This window comes from Thalassovita autumnalis (genome assembly GCF_001458255.1).
GTDB lineage: Bacteria > Pseudomonadota > Alphaproteobacteria > Rhodobacterales > Rhodobacteraceae > Thalassobius > Thalassobius autumnalis.
Genome location: NZ_CYSB01000030.1, coordinates 96,967 through 112,967 on the forward strand (window position 1 = coordinate 96,967; position 16,001 = coordinate 112,967).

Here is a 16,001-nt window from a genome sequence, read left to right on the forward strand (position 1 = left end):
ATAGCCGTCACGATTCGCCAGTGTTCTGATCTGATCCCGCCCAGAATGGCGGGTTATTTCACGATCTCTTCGTCCTTCACAAACATATTGGCCCATGCACGATCGATAAGCTCGGGCGTCATTTGGTAGGGGATACCTTCAAATTCGCAAATTGAGATCATCTGATCGATCAGGAAGACCGGCTGGTAGTTTGCATAAATGTTGTCGATGGTCGGGTATTTCCGGTGGATAAGATGCACCAATGCAGCCTCATCCAGCGGTACGCCCTTCTTGCGGGCCACAAGTGAGAAGATCTTGAGGAAGTTCTTCTGGTCCGGGCCATCGATTTTGATCTTGTAGAAAATTCGGCGCAGGGCGGCCTGGTCAAAGATCTCATTCGGGTGGAAGTTGGTTGAAAACACCACCAGCGTGTCAAAAGGCACTTCGAATTTTTCGCCGGATTGCAGCGCCAGAATGTCTTTGGACTCCTCCAAGGGCACGATCCAGCGGTTGACCAGCGCCTGTGGCGGTTCCTGCTGGCGGCCAAGGTCGTCGACGATGAAAATTCCGCCCGTGGCCTTCAGCTGCAAAGGTGCCTGATAGGTGCGGGCCGTGGCATTATAGGTCAGATCCAGCATGTCGATGGTCAGTTCGCCCCCGGTGATCACGGTCGGGCGGTCACAGCGGACATAGCGGGTGTCAAACCCCTTCTTGCGGCGCAGCGAGTTTGGATCCTGCTCCTCGGCCTCTGCCTTGGAATGCACGATCGGGTCGTAAACTGTGATCACCTGACCGGCGTATTCAATGGCGCGCGGCACGTATATCTTATCGCCCATCGCGTCGCGGATCCCGTTCGAGATCGAGGATTTGCCGTTGCCCGGCGGGCCATACATCAGAATGGAGCGGCCGGAGCTGACAGCCGGGCCCAGATTGGACAGCAGATCGGGTGGCAGTACCAGATGGCCCATCGCTGCGGTCAGTTGCTGGCGGGTCAGTTGGATATCGCGGATCGACTGGCGTTTGATCTGTTCGCGGTAAACCTCCAGCGGGACCGGCATGGCGCCGTAGTATTCTGACTGCGCCAGCGCATCTTGGGTGCGGGTTTTGCCGGCATCGGTCAACTGGAACGCCATCTCATTGCCCGCGCCGGCATGCAGGGTGCCCATCGCCTCCATCAGCTTTTGCTCACGACACATATCCACCAGTTCCTGCACCACAACGCGGGGCAGGCAGACCGCACTGGCCATTTCCGTGATGGTGCTCAGCGATTTGCGGAAACAGGTCTTCAGCAGGATGTCCCGCATCATGGTGATCGGCAGCTGCATCTCTGCCAGCCCAGCGGGAACGGGCGGCGGGGTCACGCGATTGCGAATGGGGGCCTGCAGTGTCATTGGTTTGCCTCTGCCAAAATCTGGACGCAGGTTGCCCTGCTGTTGCCAGCACTTTGGTCAGAGATCATGGCAGAAAAAGGGAGGAAACCGCGCAGGCAGGGGGCATTTGCCCCTAACCCATGTTGTTAAGATCTTTGCTAATTCTCTTTTGTACCCAGCCAGACAATGCGCGCAGGCCAAGCCCTGTGCGGATCTCAAACAGCTCATAGCGGAACTTGGTCGCAGACAGGCCAAGCCTGCCAAAGTCATGGGCCAAGGACTGACGCATTGCCGCGGGGCCACAGAAGCTGACGGTCAGGTCTGACACATCTGCCTCGGCCAGTTGTAATGCGCTTTCGGCCGTAAGGCGGCCTGACCGGGCGCTTTCATAAATGTGTAGCGTCAGGTTCGGCGCTGTCTTGGCCAGCTGCCTCAGCTCCTCCAGATGGGCGGCCTGACTGGCCTCGCGAACACAGTAGATCAGGTCCACGGGTGTTTCGTCCTGTTTGGCACCTGCCCAGGCCAGGAAAGGGGTGATGCCAATGCCGCCGGCAATCCATAGCTCACGCGGGGCGCGATGGGGTCGTTCAAATCGACCAAACGGTCCCTCAATCTGGGCTCGGGTGCCAGGTTTCAGGCGTTGCGCGAAGCGATGTGTGTCATCCCCCAAGGGCGCAACAGAGACCCGCAACGCCCGGTCGTCTTGAGGGGCCTGAGAAATCGTGAAGGGATGTGGTTCGCCTCCATTGAAACTGATGAAGGCAAACTGCCCAGCCCTGTGGCGTAGCCCCCGCCCCTGAGGCTTCAGAGAAATGCTGAGGGCCGCGCCCGTAGGGGCAATCTGACTGATTTCATAGGCATGGCTTGGCCGCAGCGACGGTGGCAAATACCGGTACAGAAATGCAAGGATGCCAACCACGCAGAAGGCAGCGGTGTAAAGCCCAAGCGGATCGTTGTTTGCAAAGGGTTTCAGGATGAACAGGTAATGAAACGCCCCAGCGACAAAGAAAAACCCCATCAACTTATGGGTCCAACGCCAGAGGTGATAGGGAATGAAGGTCGCGATTGTGATGATCACCAGAATAAGCAGCCCATAAAGGCTCAGCTCCCCTGCGGTTTCCGCGACCTCAACCAGCAGCGTCTCCGCGCCTAGCCCGCGCATCTCGGCATCGATCGTGTCGTGCAGGAGGATGGCCACCATCGCGCCAATGCCCAACCACTTGTGCAACTTGTAGCTACGGTCAAGACCGCCAAACAGGCTCTCCACCAACCGCAGCCGTGTTGCGATGATCTGAGCCAAAGCCATAGCAATCAGCGCCCAAATCCCCAAGTACTGGGAGAAGAGGGCAATCGCATCGCGGCCTTTGGCGATCTCCGGAAACCAGATCATGGGGGTGGTAAGTGAAACGGCGCAAAGCGCTAGACCGAATGGCTTAAGTGTCATTTTGGCTTCCGGTGCGTGTAGGAACTGTTGGCAAAAGATTGTGGGGTTTAAGGGTAAAACTCAAGCCACACGTCAGCCAAACGCCTCAGCTGCCGTAAATCGCGGCAAGACCCAGATAGGCCGACAGGGTAGGCCCCAGCGCCAGCCCCATGGGGAAGTCTTTCTTGCGGCCCCAGCTCTTCCACTCCGGTGCCAGATTGCGCAGCGGGGTGACACGGGCCAATCGGTGTGCGGCCACAGCCCCCAGCAGGATCAGCGCGAACAGCAGAACCAGAAAACGCACATCGGCCAGCATCACGTAAGGTGCTGCTGCGGCGGCAAATTTTGCGTCCCCTGCGCCCAGCAGGCCAAGCGCGTTCATCACGATGCCCACCAGCAGAACGATGACCAGCTGCGCCAATTGCCAGCCATAGACCGGCAGCGGCATCAGGAAGATACCGACCACAGCAAAGACCACCGCCAGCGCAATCACCGCATTGTTGCGGATCAGCATATGGCGCAGATCGCTGATTGCAGTCCACAGGCACAAGGGCAGGGTCAGGATAAAGAAGATCAGAGCGGTCTGACGGGGCAGGCTGAGGGTCTCAGCCCCGCCCCACAGAAACAGCATCGGGTCAAAACTCACCGGATCACGCTTCCAGTGCGCGCAGGGCGCGGACCGCGGCCTCAAAGTGCTGCGGATGGGTGTCAATGGCTTCGCGCAGCAGGGTTTTGCCAGTGGTGACGTCGCCTTGCTTCACCGCGCTCAGACCCATGGTGTGCAACAGCTGCGCCCGTTCGGTTTGATCCATCGGGATCACCGGCAGGGAATAGTTGCGCTGCGCACCGCGGGCCAGAACGATGTTGTTCTTGGCGGTGAACAGGTTCTGGTCGTGTTTGATCGCTTCGGCAAACAGGCGCTCGGCCTCGGCGTAATCGCCGCGGGTCAGTTTGGAATAACCCCAGTTGTTCAGCACCCCAGCCGGGCGTGTGGTCAGGCCAACGGCGGTTTCATAGAAACTGTCGGACTTCTGCCATTCTTTGTTGCTGTCGGCGACCATGGCTTCCAGACGGTAGCGTTTGTAGGTCTCAACGGTGGGCGGTACGGCGTCCAGCACCTGATCGGCCTCATCCCACTGTCCGGTACGGATCAGCGCATCGGCCAGATCGACGTTGTCGTCCTGTGTGCTGCCCTCCATGGTTGTCACTTTGCGCCAGGCGGGCACCGCCTCAGTCGCACGTGAGGCACGCACCAGAGATTGCGCCAGACCGCGCTGCAGATCGATCCGATCGGGGTTGTCTTTGCTGGCGCGCTGGAAGTAGCGCACCGCTTCATCCGCATCTGCCACGGTCAGCATGATGTCCGAGAGGTTGTTTTCATCCACCGCATTGATGGCGGACATGGCGCGGTCAACCTGATCATCACCGCGTAGCTGCGAACAGGCGCTCAGGCTCAGCCCGGCAACCACGCAGAGGGTAAAACGAATGGAATGGCGCATGTGCCTGCGTCCTTCAACTGCTCTTGCCTGTTATGGTATCGCACGGATCAGATAGTCACTGCTACCGCGTCGTACCAACTTATAGTTTTGTTCTAAGGGTGCATCATAAACGGGATTTTCCGATTTTGCGAGAGCTTTGCGCAAATTGTCCCGAATTGCGTCACTTGCGCCATTGTCCAGCGCATAGGCCTTGCGCAGCACCAGTTGCGCCTCACCGATTTCGCCCTTCTCCAGCAACAGGACACCAAGGTTGTTCCAGACCTCAGGGGAGGCATCCGGTTTCGCCACCGCGCGGCGCAGCAGCTCCTCGGCCTGACCCAGCCGGCCAAGGGCCAGATTGGCACTGCCAAGCCCTGCCAGAACATCAACGTTCAGCCCATGATCCAACCCGGCGCGGGTATAGGCATCAATTGCCAGCTCATATTGGCCCGCATCCATCAGCCGCCCACCCACAATCAACCCGTCCACGGCCTCACCCTGGGCCACGCCGGGGGCGTAAACCTGATCTTCGGGCAGCTCAAAACCGCCTGTGGTGCAGGCGGTTAAGGCAAGCGATGTCAGCAAGGCGGTGGCCAGCATTGTGGCGCAGCGCGGATGTGTCATGTGATCTGCTCTTGGTCTTGGCTTATTGGCCGAGCGCGGTGATCCCCACGACCGACGGTGCCACAAGAATGATCAGCAGCGGCGGAACCGTCAACATCATTGTCGCCAATGTCATCTTGGTGGGCAGTTTGTTGGCCTTTTCTTCGGCCCGCATCACCCGTTTGTCCCGCATTTCACCGGCATAGACCCGCAGCGCTTCGGCAATCGAGGTGCCGAAACTTTGCGATTGCACTAACACGGTCACAAAGCTGGAGACATCCTGCACGCCACAGCGTTCTGCCATTTCATTGAGAACATTGCCCTTGTCTTTACCGGCCTTGATCTGCTGGCTGACAATTTCAAATTCATCCGCCAACGCCGGGTAGGAGGATCTGATTTCCCGGCTCACCCGGATGATTGACTGGTCCATGGATTGGCCGGCTTCGACGCAGACCAGCATCATGTCCAGACTGTCCGGGAAGCCTTGGGTGATCTCCTCCTGGCGTTCCTGCTGGCGTTTGGTGATCCAGTATTTAGGGGCCATGTAGCCGACGATGCCGGGGCCGAGGATCCACATGATCATCTCGGTCGGTGTCGAGTTCGGGCCGGATTTCGCGACCAGGTAATAGAGCATCCCCAGCACCAACAGGCCAAGCCCCAGCGCAAACTGGGCAAAGTGGAAAATCATCACCGCTTCTTTGGTGCGATAGCCCGCCTGCATCATCTTCTGCCGCATGGCCGTAAATTCCTCGGCATCCTGTGGCTCCAGGAAAGAGGAATATTTCTCCAGCTTTTTGGAACTGCCACTTTGCGGTCGCAGGTCAACGCCGGCCGCAGTGGCCGCTTGCGGCCGGGCGGCCTCTTTCAACTTGTCCAAAGGATCAGGTTTGGTGTTGATCAGGAAGGGCAGGGTGCCCAGCACCAGCGCCACCCCAAGGAAGCCGACCAAAAACAGCGGCCCCAGACCACCACCAAACATCGTTGTGAGCACGGACATCTCTCAGGTCTCCTCAGACTTTGATGTTCACAAGCATCCGCATGACGAACATATTCGCCACAAGGAAGACACCCACCGCCACACAGGCCGGGATGAACATCGGGTGATCCATGACTTCATCGTAATAATGCGGGTCCATCAGGTTGATGCCGACCAGCGCCAGCAGCGGAAAGCCCGACAGGAACTTACCCGACCACTGCGCTTCGGCGGTGATGGCTTTCACCCGGCGGAACAGGCGGAACCGGGCGCGGATCACCTTGGCCAGACCATCAAGGATCTCAGCCAGGTTACCACCGGATTGCTGCTGGATGGTGACGGCCACGGCCAGGAACCGCAGATCCTGCATGTCCAGACGGTCCGCCATTTCCTGCAGCGCCTCACCAACGTCGCGGCCATATTGTGCCTCATCGGCGATCATGCCGAATTCACTGGCCAGCGGGTCCGAAATTTCGCGGCTGACAATCTGAATGGCAGAAGAAAACGGGTGCCCCACGCGCAGCGAGCGCACCATCAGTTCGATGCCGTCAGGCAGCTGTTCTTCGATCAGCGACATCCGTTTTTTGGCTTTGGCCGAAACCCAGACAAAAATGCCGCCAACGCCCATGGCGATGGACACCCCGGCGCGCACCACCAAAGCGGTTTGCGTGCCAACGGTCAGCGCGACAAAGGCAACTGCCGAGAGCACCCCCATTAGCATCACCAGCTGCAACGGCGAAAAGGCCAGCGCGGCCTTCTGTGCCTTGGAGGCCAGCAGCGAATAAACCGGGAAGTTCTTCCACTGCATGTGCTGGCTCATCTCCTTGCGGAGTGTCTCCATCACCTCAGCGCGCTGTTTTCCTTTTTCCATCAGCTCAAGGCGACGGTTCACCTTGCTGTTGAGGCTGATTGAGCGGCCAAAAACGGTCAGATACAACCCCTCGACGATCACCAGAACGCCGATGAACACCAGACCGTAGATCAGGACTTCGATAGGGACTGTCATCACATCACTCCGCTGCTACGGGTTCAAAGATTTCGGCGGGCAGGTCATAGCCCCAGAGGCGGAACCGTTCTGAGAAGTGGCTGCGCACACCGGTGGCGGTGAAATGGCCCATGATTTTGTTGTCAGGCGTCAGCCCCACACGCTGGAAGCGGAACACCTCCTGCATGGAGATCACATCGCCCTCCATCCCGGTGATTTCGGTGATTGAGGTCATCCGGCGTGAGCCGTCCTGCAGACGTGAGGCCTGAACAATCAGGTTCACCGCCGAGGAAATCTGCGTGCGTACCGCTTTCAGTGGCATCTCAATCCCGGCCATGGCGATCATGTTTTCCAGACGGCTGATGCCATCGCGTGGGTTGTTGGCGTGAATGGTGGTCATCGACCCATCGTGGCCGGTGTTCATCGCTTGCAGCATGTCGATCACCTCTTCACCACGGGTCTCGCCCACGATGATCCGGTCCGGACGCATCCGCAGCGCGTTTTTCAGACAGTCGCGGGGGCTTACCTCACCTTTGCCTTCCACGTTGGGGGGGCGGCTTTCCATCCGGCCGACGTGGATCTGTTGCAGCTGCAGTTCTGCGGTATCCTCAATCGTCAGGATCCGTTCCGAGTTGTCGATGAAGCTCGACAATGCGTTCAGCGTGGTGGTTTTACCGGACCCGGTCCCGCCCGAGACGATAATGTTCAGGCGGGTGGCCACAGCGGCCTGCAGATAGGCGGCCATTTCTTCGGAAAAGGCACCAAAGCCCACCAGGTCATCAATGCCCAGCTTGTCCTTTTTAAATTTCCGGATCGACACCAGCGACCCGTCAATGGCAATCGGGCCGACCATGGCGTTGAAACGTGAGCCATCCGCCAGGCGGGCATCCACATAGGGGTTTGATTCATCAACACGGCGGCCCACGGCGGACACGATCTTGTCGATGATCCGCAGCAGGTGCTTTTCGTCCTTGAAGGTCACTTCACTGAGGCCCAGCTTACCGTTACGTTCGATAAAGATGCGCTTGGGCCCGTTGATCAGAATATCGCTGATGCTTTCGTCTTTCAGCAGCGGCTCCAACGGGCCAAGGCCGGTGACCTCATCATAAAGCTCCTGAAACACCAGCTGGCGATCATCCCGGTTCAGCGCGATGCCCTTGTCTTCCAGGGCTTCCACGCTGATCGCAGTGATCTCGGCGCGCAGATCCTTCTCGGTCGCGGTTTCCAGTGCGGCGAGGTTCAGGTTGTCCAGCAGGGTGTGGTGCAGATCCAGCTTGATGTCGTTCAAACGCTCTTTGCGTTTGCGCTCTTTGTCCATAGGCAGCGCTTGTGCTGCGGCCAGTTGGGTGGGCCGACGCATGGAGGCGGGTTTGGCTGCTGCTGCCGCCGGGGCAGCCGCGCTGGGCGCTTTGTCAGCCTTGGGCAGCTCAACAACCTTGGCCGCGGTGGGCTTTTCAACCTTTTTGTATTTCGAAAACATCGCGGTCCCCCTCGTTAAAAATCGGTCTTACTTGTCGTCAGCGCCGCTGAGCTTGTGCAGTGAGGCCGCCAGCTTGGCGATCTCCTTGCGCAGCGGGTTTTTGGCAGCAGATTGCGCCAGCGGGGTGCCATGATCGCCCGACTGGGTGATCTGCTTGCCGCCGTCTGGCAGTTGAATGTCGATCTTGATGTCTAAGCTGTCCGCCAGGCGTTTGACCCGGCTTTTGCCATTCAGATCGGTGAATTTTGGCGCCCGGTTCAGCACAAAGCGCAGCTTGTCGAAGGGCAGGCCCTCGGACTGCAGCGCCCGTTTCAGACGCAGGGTGTTCTGGGCCGAACGCATGTCCAACTCAAGCGTGGCAAAGTAGACATGTGCCGCGTGCAGCACGGTTTCGGACCATTGCACCAGCGTTTTGGGCAGGTCGACGATCACATAGTCATAGTGTTTGCGCGCCATTGCGATCACGCGCTCAATGTCTTCGGGCTCCACCAGGTCCAGCGGAAGGATGTCAACTGGGGCGGTCAGGACGTAGAGCTTTTCTTCGAACCCGCTTAGCGCCTGCGAAAAGATATCGTCATCCATCGCTTCGGTATCGCTCAGCAGTTCATAAACCACTTCGCGGCGCGGCAGGTCGAGGAAGGTCGAAACCGACCCGAACTGCAGATCCAGATCCAACAGGCAGACCCGTGGTGGGGTTTCTTTCTTCTTGGCGGCATTGACCAGTTCCCAGCCAAGGTTCACGGCCAGCGTGGTCGCGCCGGTGCCACCGGCAAGGCCCTGAACGGCGATCACTACACCTTCGCGGTGATGGTTGGACTTACGCGCGGCGGGTTCCGGTTCTGGGGTGGCGGCTGCAGGGGCTGCTGCGGCGGGTTCCTCATGCGCTGCGGTTTCCAGCACTTTGGGTTCTGGTGTGCGCACACGGTCAATGGCGGCCTTCAACTCACCATCTGGCAGCGGGTAGGGGACAAATTCATCGGCCCCCTGGCGCAGCAACTGATGCAATGCGCCCGGTGTGACCTCATCTGTAATAAGGATGACCTTGATCAACCGCTCCTTTGCGGCCGCGATCACCTCACCCAGGGCAGGCAGGTTTTGTTCGTCTTCATGATCAACGGCAAGGGCCACAAATTCCAGCTGCGCCGCATCGGGCTGCTGAAAATAGGCCAGCGCATCGGTGAACCCCAGGTCGCCCCAGGCTTCGCCCATGATGTCTTCCATATCCTCGATCAGCAGATCGAAGTTCTGTACGTCCCGGCTGATGGTACAGGCCAGGATGGGCGGCACTTCTGCGGAAGAATGTTCGTTACTCGTCATTGCCTCATGTCCTACGTTGAACGTGCAACAGGAGGCGGGCCGATTTTTAGATCGTTGTATCCCTTCCTGTCACACCGTGCCTGGATTTCGCCAAGCACACTGCTCCCAGTGGGACCAAAATCACGTCCAATATGGGCGAGAATGGGGCCAAAAAATCGTAATTGTGCGGAATTGTTGGACACTCTCCCCATCTGGGGGAGAGTGTTGAAGCGGTCGGGCGTTTACTCGCCCGTAGTCACGCTGTTTTCGAGGCCGGTCAGGGTCTCTGGTACGACGGCGCTCTCGACGTAGTCGCGGTAGACGATCTGAGCGTATTTTCCATCCAGAACCAATGGGTTGTCGCGCACGAAACCAGTGACCTCGGTCACGGTGCGACGATTGCGGCGTTCGCGGTTCTGCGTCACGATCAGGGGCTGGGTTTCGCCACGGCTGACAACGGCCTGCAGGCGGCCACGGCTGATGCCTTGGCTGACCAGGAAATTCACCACCGCATTGGCGCGTCGTTTGCCCAGCGAGAAGTTGTAGTTGTTGGACCCAACCGCATCCGTGTGACCGAAGACCTTAAAGCGCACTTCGGGGAACTGTCTGATCCAGTGGGCCTGGGCGCGCAGCACTTCGGCGGCCTGAGCGTCAATCTGCGCCGAGTTGAAGGCAAAGTTGATGGTGGTCGGCACCTCTTTGGCAAAACGCTGTGCCAGATCGATCACAAATTCACGGTCACCGTTTTGAACAAGGGTGTTGTTCATAGTGGCATTGCCAAAATCCCCACCCGCAACCAAAGCGCCGGCTTCACCGGTGAAGCTGGAATAGCTGGTGGTGCCTTCACAGGCCGCAAGGGCAAACAGGCTAAAACTGAGCAGGGCGGGGGTGGTCAGGGAACGTCGCTTGGTCATCTGATCACTCCATCACATAGCCGTAGGACCCGTTAAAGTCCTGTTTGGCAACTTCACCTGCAGCCCCTTTCAGGCGGCGCGATTCGTCACGGGCCACACGACCAAAGAGGAACAGATCCTTTTCAGACGGCGGTTTGATCCGATCGGTTGGCAGGGCCAGCGCCTCGCCCCGGGTCGGGCTGACCAGATGGGCCGAGATAATGACCACCAGCTCAGACTGGTTGCGCTGGTATTCGGCGCTGCGGAACAGCGCGCCCAGCACCGGAATGTCACCCAACCAAGGGATCTGGCCGTTGGCATCTACAAATTCGTCCTGCAAAAGCCCTGCAATTGCAAAGCTTTGTCCATCACGCAGCTCCACCGTGGTGGAGGTTTCGCGGCGGCGGAAGGCATCGATGGTGAAGGCTTCGGTCTGATAGCCGTTTGAGGTGTCGATCGCCGAAACCGCGGCCTTCAGTTCTAGGTTCACCAGATCCCCGTCCACGACACGCGGCACGAAGTCCAGTTCGACACCAAAAGGTTTGAATTCTACAGTGATGGTGCCGTTGTCCTGGCTGACCGGAACCGGGTATTCGCCGCCGGCAAGGAACTTGGCCTCTTGCCCCGAAAGGGCCACCAGGTTCGGTTCTGCCAGGGTGCGGACAACCCCCTTGTTTTCCAGCGCTTCGATCAGCAGGCCCACTTCGACCGAGCCGACACCGAAGCCAAACAGCATGGCGCCCGCGTTTTCGTTCACCGCAGGGATCGACCCGCCCAGAGAGTTCGAAGCGCCGCCTGAGGTATTCGTCGTACCCGAACCGCCGTTCAATGTGACACCATTTTCGATGCCATTCAGGGCCAGCGAGGAGCTGAGCGATTTGCGCACGTTACGCTGCATTTCGGCAAAGCGCACCTTCAGCATCACCTGCTGCACGCCGCTGACCGTCATCAGGTTTGAAACCCGCTCTGGCGCGTAGCGTTCGGCCAGATCAAGGGCCCGCTGCAGACGTTGCGCCGAAGATACCGAGCCCGACAGCACAATACCGTCGTTTGCGGTGCGCACTTCGATTTTTTCGCCTGGCAGGATTTGTTTCAGCCGCTCTTTGAACTCTGTCACATCCGCTGCGACCACCACATCCACATTGGTGATCAACCGCCCGTTTGCATCCAAGAGGGTCAGGGTGGTGATCCCCGGCGCCTTGCCCAACACATAGATGGTGCGGTCTGACAATGATGAGATATCCGCGATCGCCGGGTTGGCGATCGACAGTTCTGCAAATGGCGTTTCGCTTTCCACCACCACGGCGCGGTTCATCGGCACATTGAGTGACGACGAGGTCGCGCTTTTGACCACTTTAAGGGTCTCCGCACTGCTAGGTTGCGGCAACATGCTAACAGCCGTTGCCAGTGCAAAACCGATGCATGCGGCTTTGAAAATAGTCCGATATGTCATGTGACCTGCCTTCTCGATCACGCCTCAGATCCGGGTCTGCTGCCCGCTTTATTGTGCCCACATTGAGCGAATTTGCGGAAATATGCAAGAATCAATGGGATCGGGGCCACAGTTGTACCAGTTTTACGCATTTTCCGGCGGGGTTGCGGCGGAAATGCAACGGGCGCACCTGTCATGGCGCGCCCGGGTTTTCGTCTTCCAGCCTGATCAGTTTGAGCAGGGGATCGGGATTTCCACCACTTCTGCGCCACGGCGGGTGCGGATGGTGCAGATCTGTGGTTCAACCTCTGCTTGCCGAATTTCGCGGGGCGTTTCGACAATGCCAAGCAGGCCGCGTTGGTCGATTTCGATCTGTTCGGCGATGGTGTCATCGCGTGCGCCAACCAGCGACAGGGACAGACGGCCGGTCGATTGTGCCTGGGCCAGGGCGGCCACCTGCGCCGGGGTCGCTGCGACAGTGACGGTGCGCGCGATCGAGGCTGTTGCGTCATCATCATTGGTGGTTTGGTCCACCGCAATCAGCGCAACCGAGCTTTCGATCAGTTTGGTGAACTCGCGCCGCGCGTCGTTGCCCAAAGCAGTCGTACCAGTCCAATAGACATCTACACGATCTCCAGGGCGTAGGAAGCCCGACACGCCCGAGGCCACGTCAACCTTGATGGCAAAGGCACGCTGGCCGCGTTCCAGACGTGACGTCAGGCCGGCATCCTGCCCGGGTTTGGTGACTTTCAGCGCGAGAACCGGTTCATTCACCTCCATCTGGCGCAGCACAACGCGGCGCAGATTGGGATCGCTGGGGTTCGGGAACAGTTTTTCAGTCTCTGAAAAGAAGCCTTCGGGCAGGGCTTCTTTGGGCCATTTGATCTGATAGACGTCCTCATCTGTCAGCGGCTCGCCGTATTTCAGCTGCCGTTTGGCGACGTAGACGTTCACAGTGGGCATTTCTACCACTTGCGGCTGGGCGTTGCGGGCCTGGGCCAGCTGAGCCTGATAGCCTGCAATATAGTTTTGAACCATGTAGACGGCGAACCCGGCTAGGCCGAGGCCAACAACAAGGACCAATCCAAATACGGCTCGCATGGGATATCCTTTCCAAAAGGGAGGGGCGATAGCCCCCGGTTCGGGATCAAGTTTGGCGTCAGAATATGGCCAAATCGGGGTGAGCGGGCGGTGATTGCGCGGCCTTAGCTGGCGGCGTCTGTCATCGCCTCGGCAAGTTGATCGTTCGAGGTGCTGGCCACGCCTTCGCTGCTGTCCGCAACTAGGGTGATCGCGCCGATGCCAATGCCAATCATGGAGGCGGTCAAAACAACCCATTCCACTGAAACGGCGCCAGAGTCATCGTTTTTGAAACGGGCCAGTTGTGTCTTCAGAAAATTCTTCATGGGGATCACTCCTAAAGGGTCACGCCAGATACCTGAGGGCGGGGACTGAAGGAGGCCAGTCAAATCAGGAAAACCGGGCCATGGGGGCCTTATGAAAAGAGCCGCCCGGCGGGGGCGGCTCCGGAACTTGTTGGGCTAGCGTTAGGCGAGCCCGCTGCGCAGCTTAGGAGCCAGCGCCAGCAGCGGAAGCGGCCGAAGTCATTTCGGTGCCCAGCTGAGTGGTCAGCGTGGTGGCTGCAGTGTCGATGCCGCCCTGAACGGTGGTTACGGCTGCGATGCCCAGGCCAACAACGGCTGCGGTCAGAACAACCCAGTCAACAGTTACGGCGCCGTCTTCGTCTTTGCGGAAGTTTTTGATGAACTTGATCATGATCTCTCTCCAATGTGATCAGTTAATGCCTTGGCGGGGCTAGTGTTTCGAAGCGGTCTCTCACCTCCGCCTCATTGCCTTGGCTGAGTACAAACTGACCCCAGATTTGGGCGCGAATGGGGCGCGTTAAGGGAAAGATCGCGGTTCTTTCAAGAGTTTTTCCTGTCATTTGGGAAACCCTTGTGACGGGTGAATATACCAAGAAAAAGGGCCGCCAGAGGCGACCCTTTTAAGATTTTGTGGCTCCGCTGATGCGGGGGCCGTGCTTGGCTTAACCAAGCTGAGTTTTTGGCTTAGGAGCCAGCGCCAGCAGCGGAAGCGGCCGAAGTCATTTCGGTGCCCAGCTGAGTGGTCAGCGTGGTGGCTGCAGTGTCGATGCCGCCCTGAACGGTGGTTACGGCTGCGATGCCCAGGCCAACAACGGCTGCGGTCAGAACAACCCAGTCAACAGTTACGGCGCCGTCTTCGTCTTTGCGGAAGTTTTTGATGAACTTGATCATGATCTCTCTCCAATGTGATCAGTTAATGCCTTGGCGGGGCTAGTGTTTCGAAGCGGTCTCTCACCTCCGCCTCATTGCCTTGGCTGAGTTTGTTTTGACGCTGGATTGGGGCGCGAATGGGGCAGCAAAGGATCAAATTTGTAGCAAATGCGTTTTTTGTGTTATTTTGGGTTAAGTATTTGTTTTAATATAATTTTAATTGTTATTTTTGGGGGGAGGGGCTGGGTTCTGGCCAGTTGCGGGTCAATCTGCCATACTGCTGTCAAAATCAGAGGCAGAGCAGGCCCAGATATGTTGAGATTTATTCCTATTGCCGCGCTTCTTGGCGCGTCTCTTCTTGCCGTGCCGCTATTTGCGGACGGCCCAAAGCCTTTTCCGGACTTCACCTTCAAGACTGTCAGCCCCCCCGCGCCAGGCACCAGCAAGCGGATCACCGTTCAGATTGAGCCTGAAGCGGAAGCTGCCCCTGTTGTAGCGGAAACAGCTGAAAGCCCCAGCCCAGTCACAACGCGTTACGATTGGTTCTGGCAGCGGATTTCACCGGATCTGGCAGACAGCGGCCCGGGCCGGCTGGAGGCGGCCCTGACCACCCTGGCCACAGCACCAGAGGGGCAGGGGGTGGCTACGCCGCGTCTGGATGGGCTGTTGCGGATTGCCGAAGCCCATGCGCCGCAGATCCTGCTGAATAGTGTGAACACACGGGTGTCGCCAGCGCTGGTCTTGTCAGTGATCGCGGTTGAAAGCGGCGGGCGGGCAGATGCGGTCAGTTCCGCCGGGGCCGAGGGGTTGATGCAGTTGATCCCCGCCACGGCTGATCGGTTTGACGTTGAGGACGCGCTGGATGCAGGCCAGAACATTCGCGGCGGCGTCGCCTACCTTGATTGGTTGCTGCGTGAATTTCAGGATGATCCGATCCTGGCGCTGGCGGCTTATAACGCCGGTGAGAACGCGGTGAAGAACCACGAGGGCGTGCCACCCTATGCGGAAACCCGCGATTACGTTCCCAAAGTCCTGTCCGCCTTTGCGGTGGCAAAGAACCTGTGCAAAACGCCGCCGGAGCTGATTTCAGACGGCTGTGTCTTTGACCTGCGCCGATAAAAAGGCCTGTGATACCAAAAGTTCACCAACGCAAAAGCCCCGACCAATTGGCCGGGGCATTCTTATTCTGATGTCTGATGCCGATCAGTTGACGATCGTCGCCTCAGTCGCGGCGCGCAGTTCCTCTTCGGAAACACCTTCGGCGCATTCCACGATTTTCAGGCCACCCTCAACAACGTCCAGCACACCGAGATTGGTGATGATGCGGTCCACAACGCCCTTGCCGGTCAGCGGCAGGGTGCATTCTGTCAGCACTTTGGACTGGCCGTGTTTGTTGGCGTGATCCATCACAACCACCACGCGGCCGACACCAGCCACCAGATCCATCGCGCCGCCCATGCCTTTGACCAGCTTGCCGGGAATCATCCAGTTGGCCAAATCGCCGTTTTCGGCAACTTCCATCGCGCCCAGGATCGCCATGGCGATTTTGCCGCCACGGATCATCGCGAAGGACTGTGCACTGTCAAAATAGGCGGTCTGCGGCAGTTCGGTGATGGTCTGCTTACCTGCGTTGATCAGGTCGGCGTCCTCTTCACCTTCGATGGGGAAGGGGCCCATGCCCAGCATGCCGTTTTCCGACTGCAGCGTCACTTCCACACCTTCGGGGATGTAGTTGCTGACCAGCGTCGGGATCCCGATGCCGAGGTTCACATACCAGCCGTCCTGCAGTTCCTGTGCCGCGCGTGCGGCCATTTGATTGCGGTCCCAAGCCATG

17 protein-coding genes are annotated in these 16,001 nt (G+C 58.6%); 1 reads left to right on the forward strand and 16 read right to left on the reverse strand.

The window, feature by feature from the left end; all coding sequences use genetic code 11:
• Positions 1-53: 53 nt before the first annotated feature.
• The 15 genes from TL5118_RS12090 to TL5118_RS12160 form a co-directional block, all read right to left on the reverse strand.
• Entirely contained in the window at positions 54-1,370 is a 1,317-nt protein-coding gene (locus TL5118_RS12090; RefSeq protein ID WP_058244481.1) for a DUF8689 domain-containing protein, read from the reverse strand.
• A gap of 112 nt (positions 1,371-1,482) precedes the next feature.
• Entirely contained in the window at positions 1,483-2,793 is a 1,311-nt protein-coding gene (locus tag TL5118_RS12095; RefSeq protein ID WP_082626358.1) for a ferredoxin reductase family protein, read from the reverse strand.
• Between the two features lie 85 nt (positions 2,794-2,878).
• A complete protein-coding gene (locus tag TL5118_RS12100; RefSeq protein WP_242601773.1) occupies positions 2,879-3,418 on the reverse strand; it encodes a prepilin peptidase in 540 nt (179 codons plus the stop codon).
• Positions 3,419-3,422: 4 nt separating this feature from the next.
• The gene (locus tag TL5118_RS12105) at positions 3,423-4,271 is read right to left on the reverse strand and encodes a tetratricopeptide repeat protein (RefSeq protein WP_058244483.1); all 849 of its coding nucleotides are present in this window, start codon (positions 4,269-4,271) and stop codon (positions 3,423-3,425) included.
• Positions 4,272-4,301: 30 nt separating this feature from the next.
• Entirely contained in the window at positions 4,302-4,874 is a 573-nt protein-coding gene (locus TL5118_RS12110) for a tetratricopeptide repeat protein (protein WP_058244484.1), read from the reverse strand.
• Between the two features lie 22 nt (positions 4,875-4,896).
• Positions 4,897-5,850, reverse strand: a complete 954-nt coding sequence (locus tag TL5118_RS12115) for a type II secretion system F family protein (RefSeq protein WP_058244485.1) — start codon at positions 5,848-5,850, stop codon at positions 4,897-4,899.
• Positions 5,851-5,863: 13 nt separating this feature from the next.
• Positions 5,864-6,832, reverse strand: a complete 969-nt coding sequence (locus TL5118_RS12120; protein ID WP_058244486.1) for a type II secretion system F family protein — start codon at positions 6,830-6,832, stop codon at positions 5,864-5,866.
• Between the two features lie 4 nt (positions 6,833-6,836).
• Positions 6,837-8,291 carry a TadA family conjugal transfer-associated ATPase gene (locus tag TL5118_RS12125; protein ID WP_058244487.1) on the reverse strand — a complete coding sequence of 485 codons (1,455 nt, stop codon included), beginning with the start codon at positions 8,289-8,291 and terminating at the stop codon, positions 6,837-6,839.
• A gap of 27 nt (positions 8,292-8,318) precedes the next feature.
• The gene (locus TL5118_RS12130; protein WP_058244488.1) at positions 8,319-9,608 is read right to left on the reverse strand and encodes a CpaE/TadZ family protein; all 1,290 of its coding nucleotides are present in this window, start codon (positions 9,606-9,608) and stop codon (positions 8,319-8,321) included.
• 221 nt (positions 9,609-9,829) lie between these two features.
• Entirely contained in the window at positions 9,830-10,501 is a 672-nt protein-coding gene (locus tag TL5118_RS12135) for an OmpA family protein (RefSeq protein WP_058244489.1), read from the reverse strand.
• Between the two features lie 4 nt (positions 10,502-10,505).
• On the reverse strand, positions 10,506-11,933 hold the full coding sequence (locus tag TL5118_RS12140; protein ID WP_082626359.1) for a type II and III secretion system protein family protein: 1,428 nt from the start codon (positions 11,931-11,933) through the stop codon (positions 10,506-10,508).
• A gap of 207 nt (positions 11,934-12,140) precedes the next feature.
• Positions 12,141-13,013 carry a Flp pilus assembly protein CpaB gene (cpaB, locus tag TL5118_RS12145; RefSeq protein ID WP_058244490.1) on the reverse strand — a complete coding sequence of 291 codons (873 nt, stop codon included), beginning with the start codon at positions 13,011-13,013 and terminating at the stop codon, positions 12,141-12,143.
• Between the two features lie 104 nt (positions 13,014-13,117).
• Positions 13,118-13,318, reverse strand: coding sequence for a Flp family type IVb pilin (locus tag TL5118_RS12150; RefSeq protein WP_058244491.1), 201 nt, complete (start codon positions 13,316-13,318; stop codon positions 13,118-13,120).
• 163 nt (positions 13,319-13,481) lie between these two features.
• Positions 13,482-13,688, reverse strand: a complete 207-nt coding sequence (locus TL5118_RS12155) for a Flp family type IVb pilin (RefSeq protein WP_058244492.1) — start codon at positions 13,686-13,688, stop codon at positions 13,482-13,484.
• Between the two features lie 293 nt (positions 13,689-13,981).
• Complete coding sequence (locus TL5118_RS12160) at positions 13,982-14,188, reverse strand: Flp family type IVb pilin (protein WP_058244492.1); 207 nt, start codon at positions 14,186-14,188, stop codon at positions 13,982-13,984.
• 291 nt (positions 14,189-14,479) lie between these two features.
• On the opposite strand from TL5118_RS12160, the gene TL5118_RS12165 reads away from it, so the two are divergent.
• The gene (locus TL5118_RS12165) at positions 14,480-15,286 is read left to right on the forward strand and encodes a lytic transglycosylase domain-containing protein (RefSeq protein ID WP_058244493.1); all 807 of its coding nucleotides are present in this window, start codon (positions 14,480-14,482) and stop codon (positions 15,284-15,286) included.
• 84 nt (positions 15,287-15,370) lie between these two features.
• On the opposite strand, the gene TL5118_RS12170 is transcribed toward TL5118_RS12165, so the two are convergent.
• On the reverse strand, positions 15,371-16,000 hold the full coding sequence (locus TL5118_RS12170; RefSeq protein WP_058244494.1) for a 3-oxoacid CoA-transferase subunit B: 630 nt from the start codon (positions 15,998-16,000) through the stop codon (positions 15,371-15,373).
• Position 16,001: the final 1 nt, after the last annotated feature.

What these genes read in the sequence shown, in the direction of transcription:
- TL5118_RS12090 (WP_058244481.1), bottom strand. Translation starts at nt 1,370, where the DNA reads ATGACACTGCAGGCCCCCATTCGCAATCGCGTGACCCCGCCGCCCGTT.
- TL5118_RS12095 (WP_082626358.1), bottom strand. Translation starts at nt 2,793, where the DNA reads ATGACACTTAAGCCATTCGGTCTAGCGCTTTGCGCCGTTTCACTTACC.
- TL5118_RS12105 (WP_058244483.1), bottom strand. Translation starts at nt 4,271, where the DNA reads ATGCGCCATTCCATTCGTTTTACCCTCTGCGTGGTTGCCGGGCTGAGC.
- TL5118_RS12110 (WP_058244484.1), bottom strand. Translation starts at nt 4,874, where the DNA reads ATGACACATCCGCGCTGCGCCACAATGCTGGCCACCGCCTTGCTGACA.
- TL5118_RS12115 (WP_058244485.1), bottom strand. Translation starts at nt 5,850, where the DNA reads ATGTCCGTGCTCACAACGATGTTTGGTGGTGGTCTGGGGCCGCTGTTT.
- TL5118_RS12120 (WP_058244486.1), bottom strand. Translation starts at nt 6,832, where the DNA reads ATGACAGTCCCTATCGAAGTCCTGATCTACGGTCTGGTGTTCATCGGC.
- TL5118_RS12125 (WP_058244487.1), bottom strand. Translation starts at nt 8,291, where the DNA reads ATGTTTTCGAAATACAAAAAGGTTGAAAAGCCCACCGCGGCCAAGGTT.
- TL5118_RS12130 (WP_058244488.1), bottom strand. Translation starts at nt 9,608, where the DNA reads ATGACGAGTAACGAACATTCTTCCGCAGAAGTGCCGCCCATCCTGGCC.
- TL5118_RS12135 (WP_058244489.1), bottom strand. Translation starts at nt 10,501, where the DNA reads ATGACCAAGCGACGTTCCCTGACCACCCCCGCCCTGCTCAGTTTTAGC.
- TL5118_RS12140 (WP_082626359.1), bottom strand. Translation starts at nt 11,933, where the DNA reads ATGACATATCGGACTATTTTCAAAGCCGCATGCATCGGTTTTGCACTG.
- cpaB (WP_058244490.1), bottom strand. Translation starts at nt 13,013, where the DNA reads ATGCGAGCCGTATTTGGATTGGTCCTTGTTGTTGGCCTCGGCCTAGCC.
- TL5118_RS12150 (WP_058244491.1), bottom strand. Translation starts at nt 13,318, where the DNA reads ATGAAGAATTTTCTGAAGACACAACTGGCCCGTTTCAAAAACGATGAC.
- TL5118_RS12155 (WP_058244492.1), bottom strand. Translation starts at nt 13,688, where the DNA reads ATGATCAAGTTCATCAAAAACTTCCGCAAAGACGAAGACGGCGCCGTA.
- TL5118_RS12160 (WP_058244492.1), bottom strand. Translation starts at nt 14,188, where the DNA reads ATGATCAAGTTCATCAAAAACTTCCGCAAAGACGAAGACGGCGCCGTA.
- TL5118_RS12165 (WP_058244493.1), top strand. Translation starts at nt 14,480, where the DNA reads ATGTTGAGATTTATTCCTATTGCCGCGCTTCTTGGCGCGTCTCTTCTT.
- TL5118_RS12170 (WP_058244494.1), bottom strand. Translation starts at nt 16,000, where the DNA reads ATGGCTTGGGACCGCAATCAAATGGCCGCACGCGCGGCACAGGAACTG.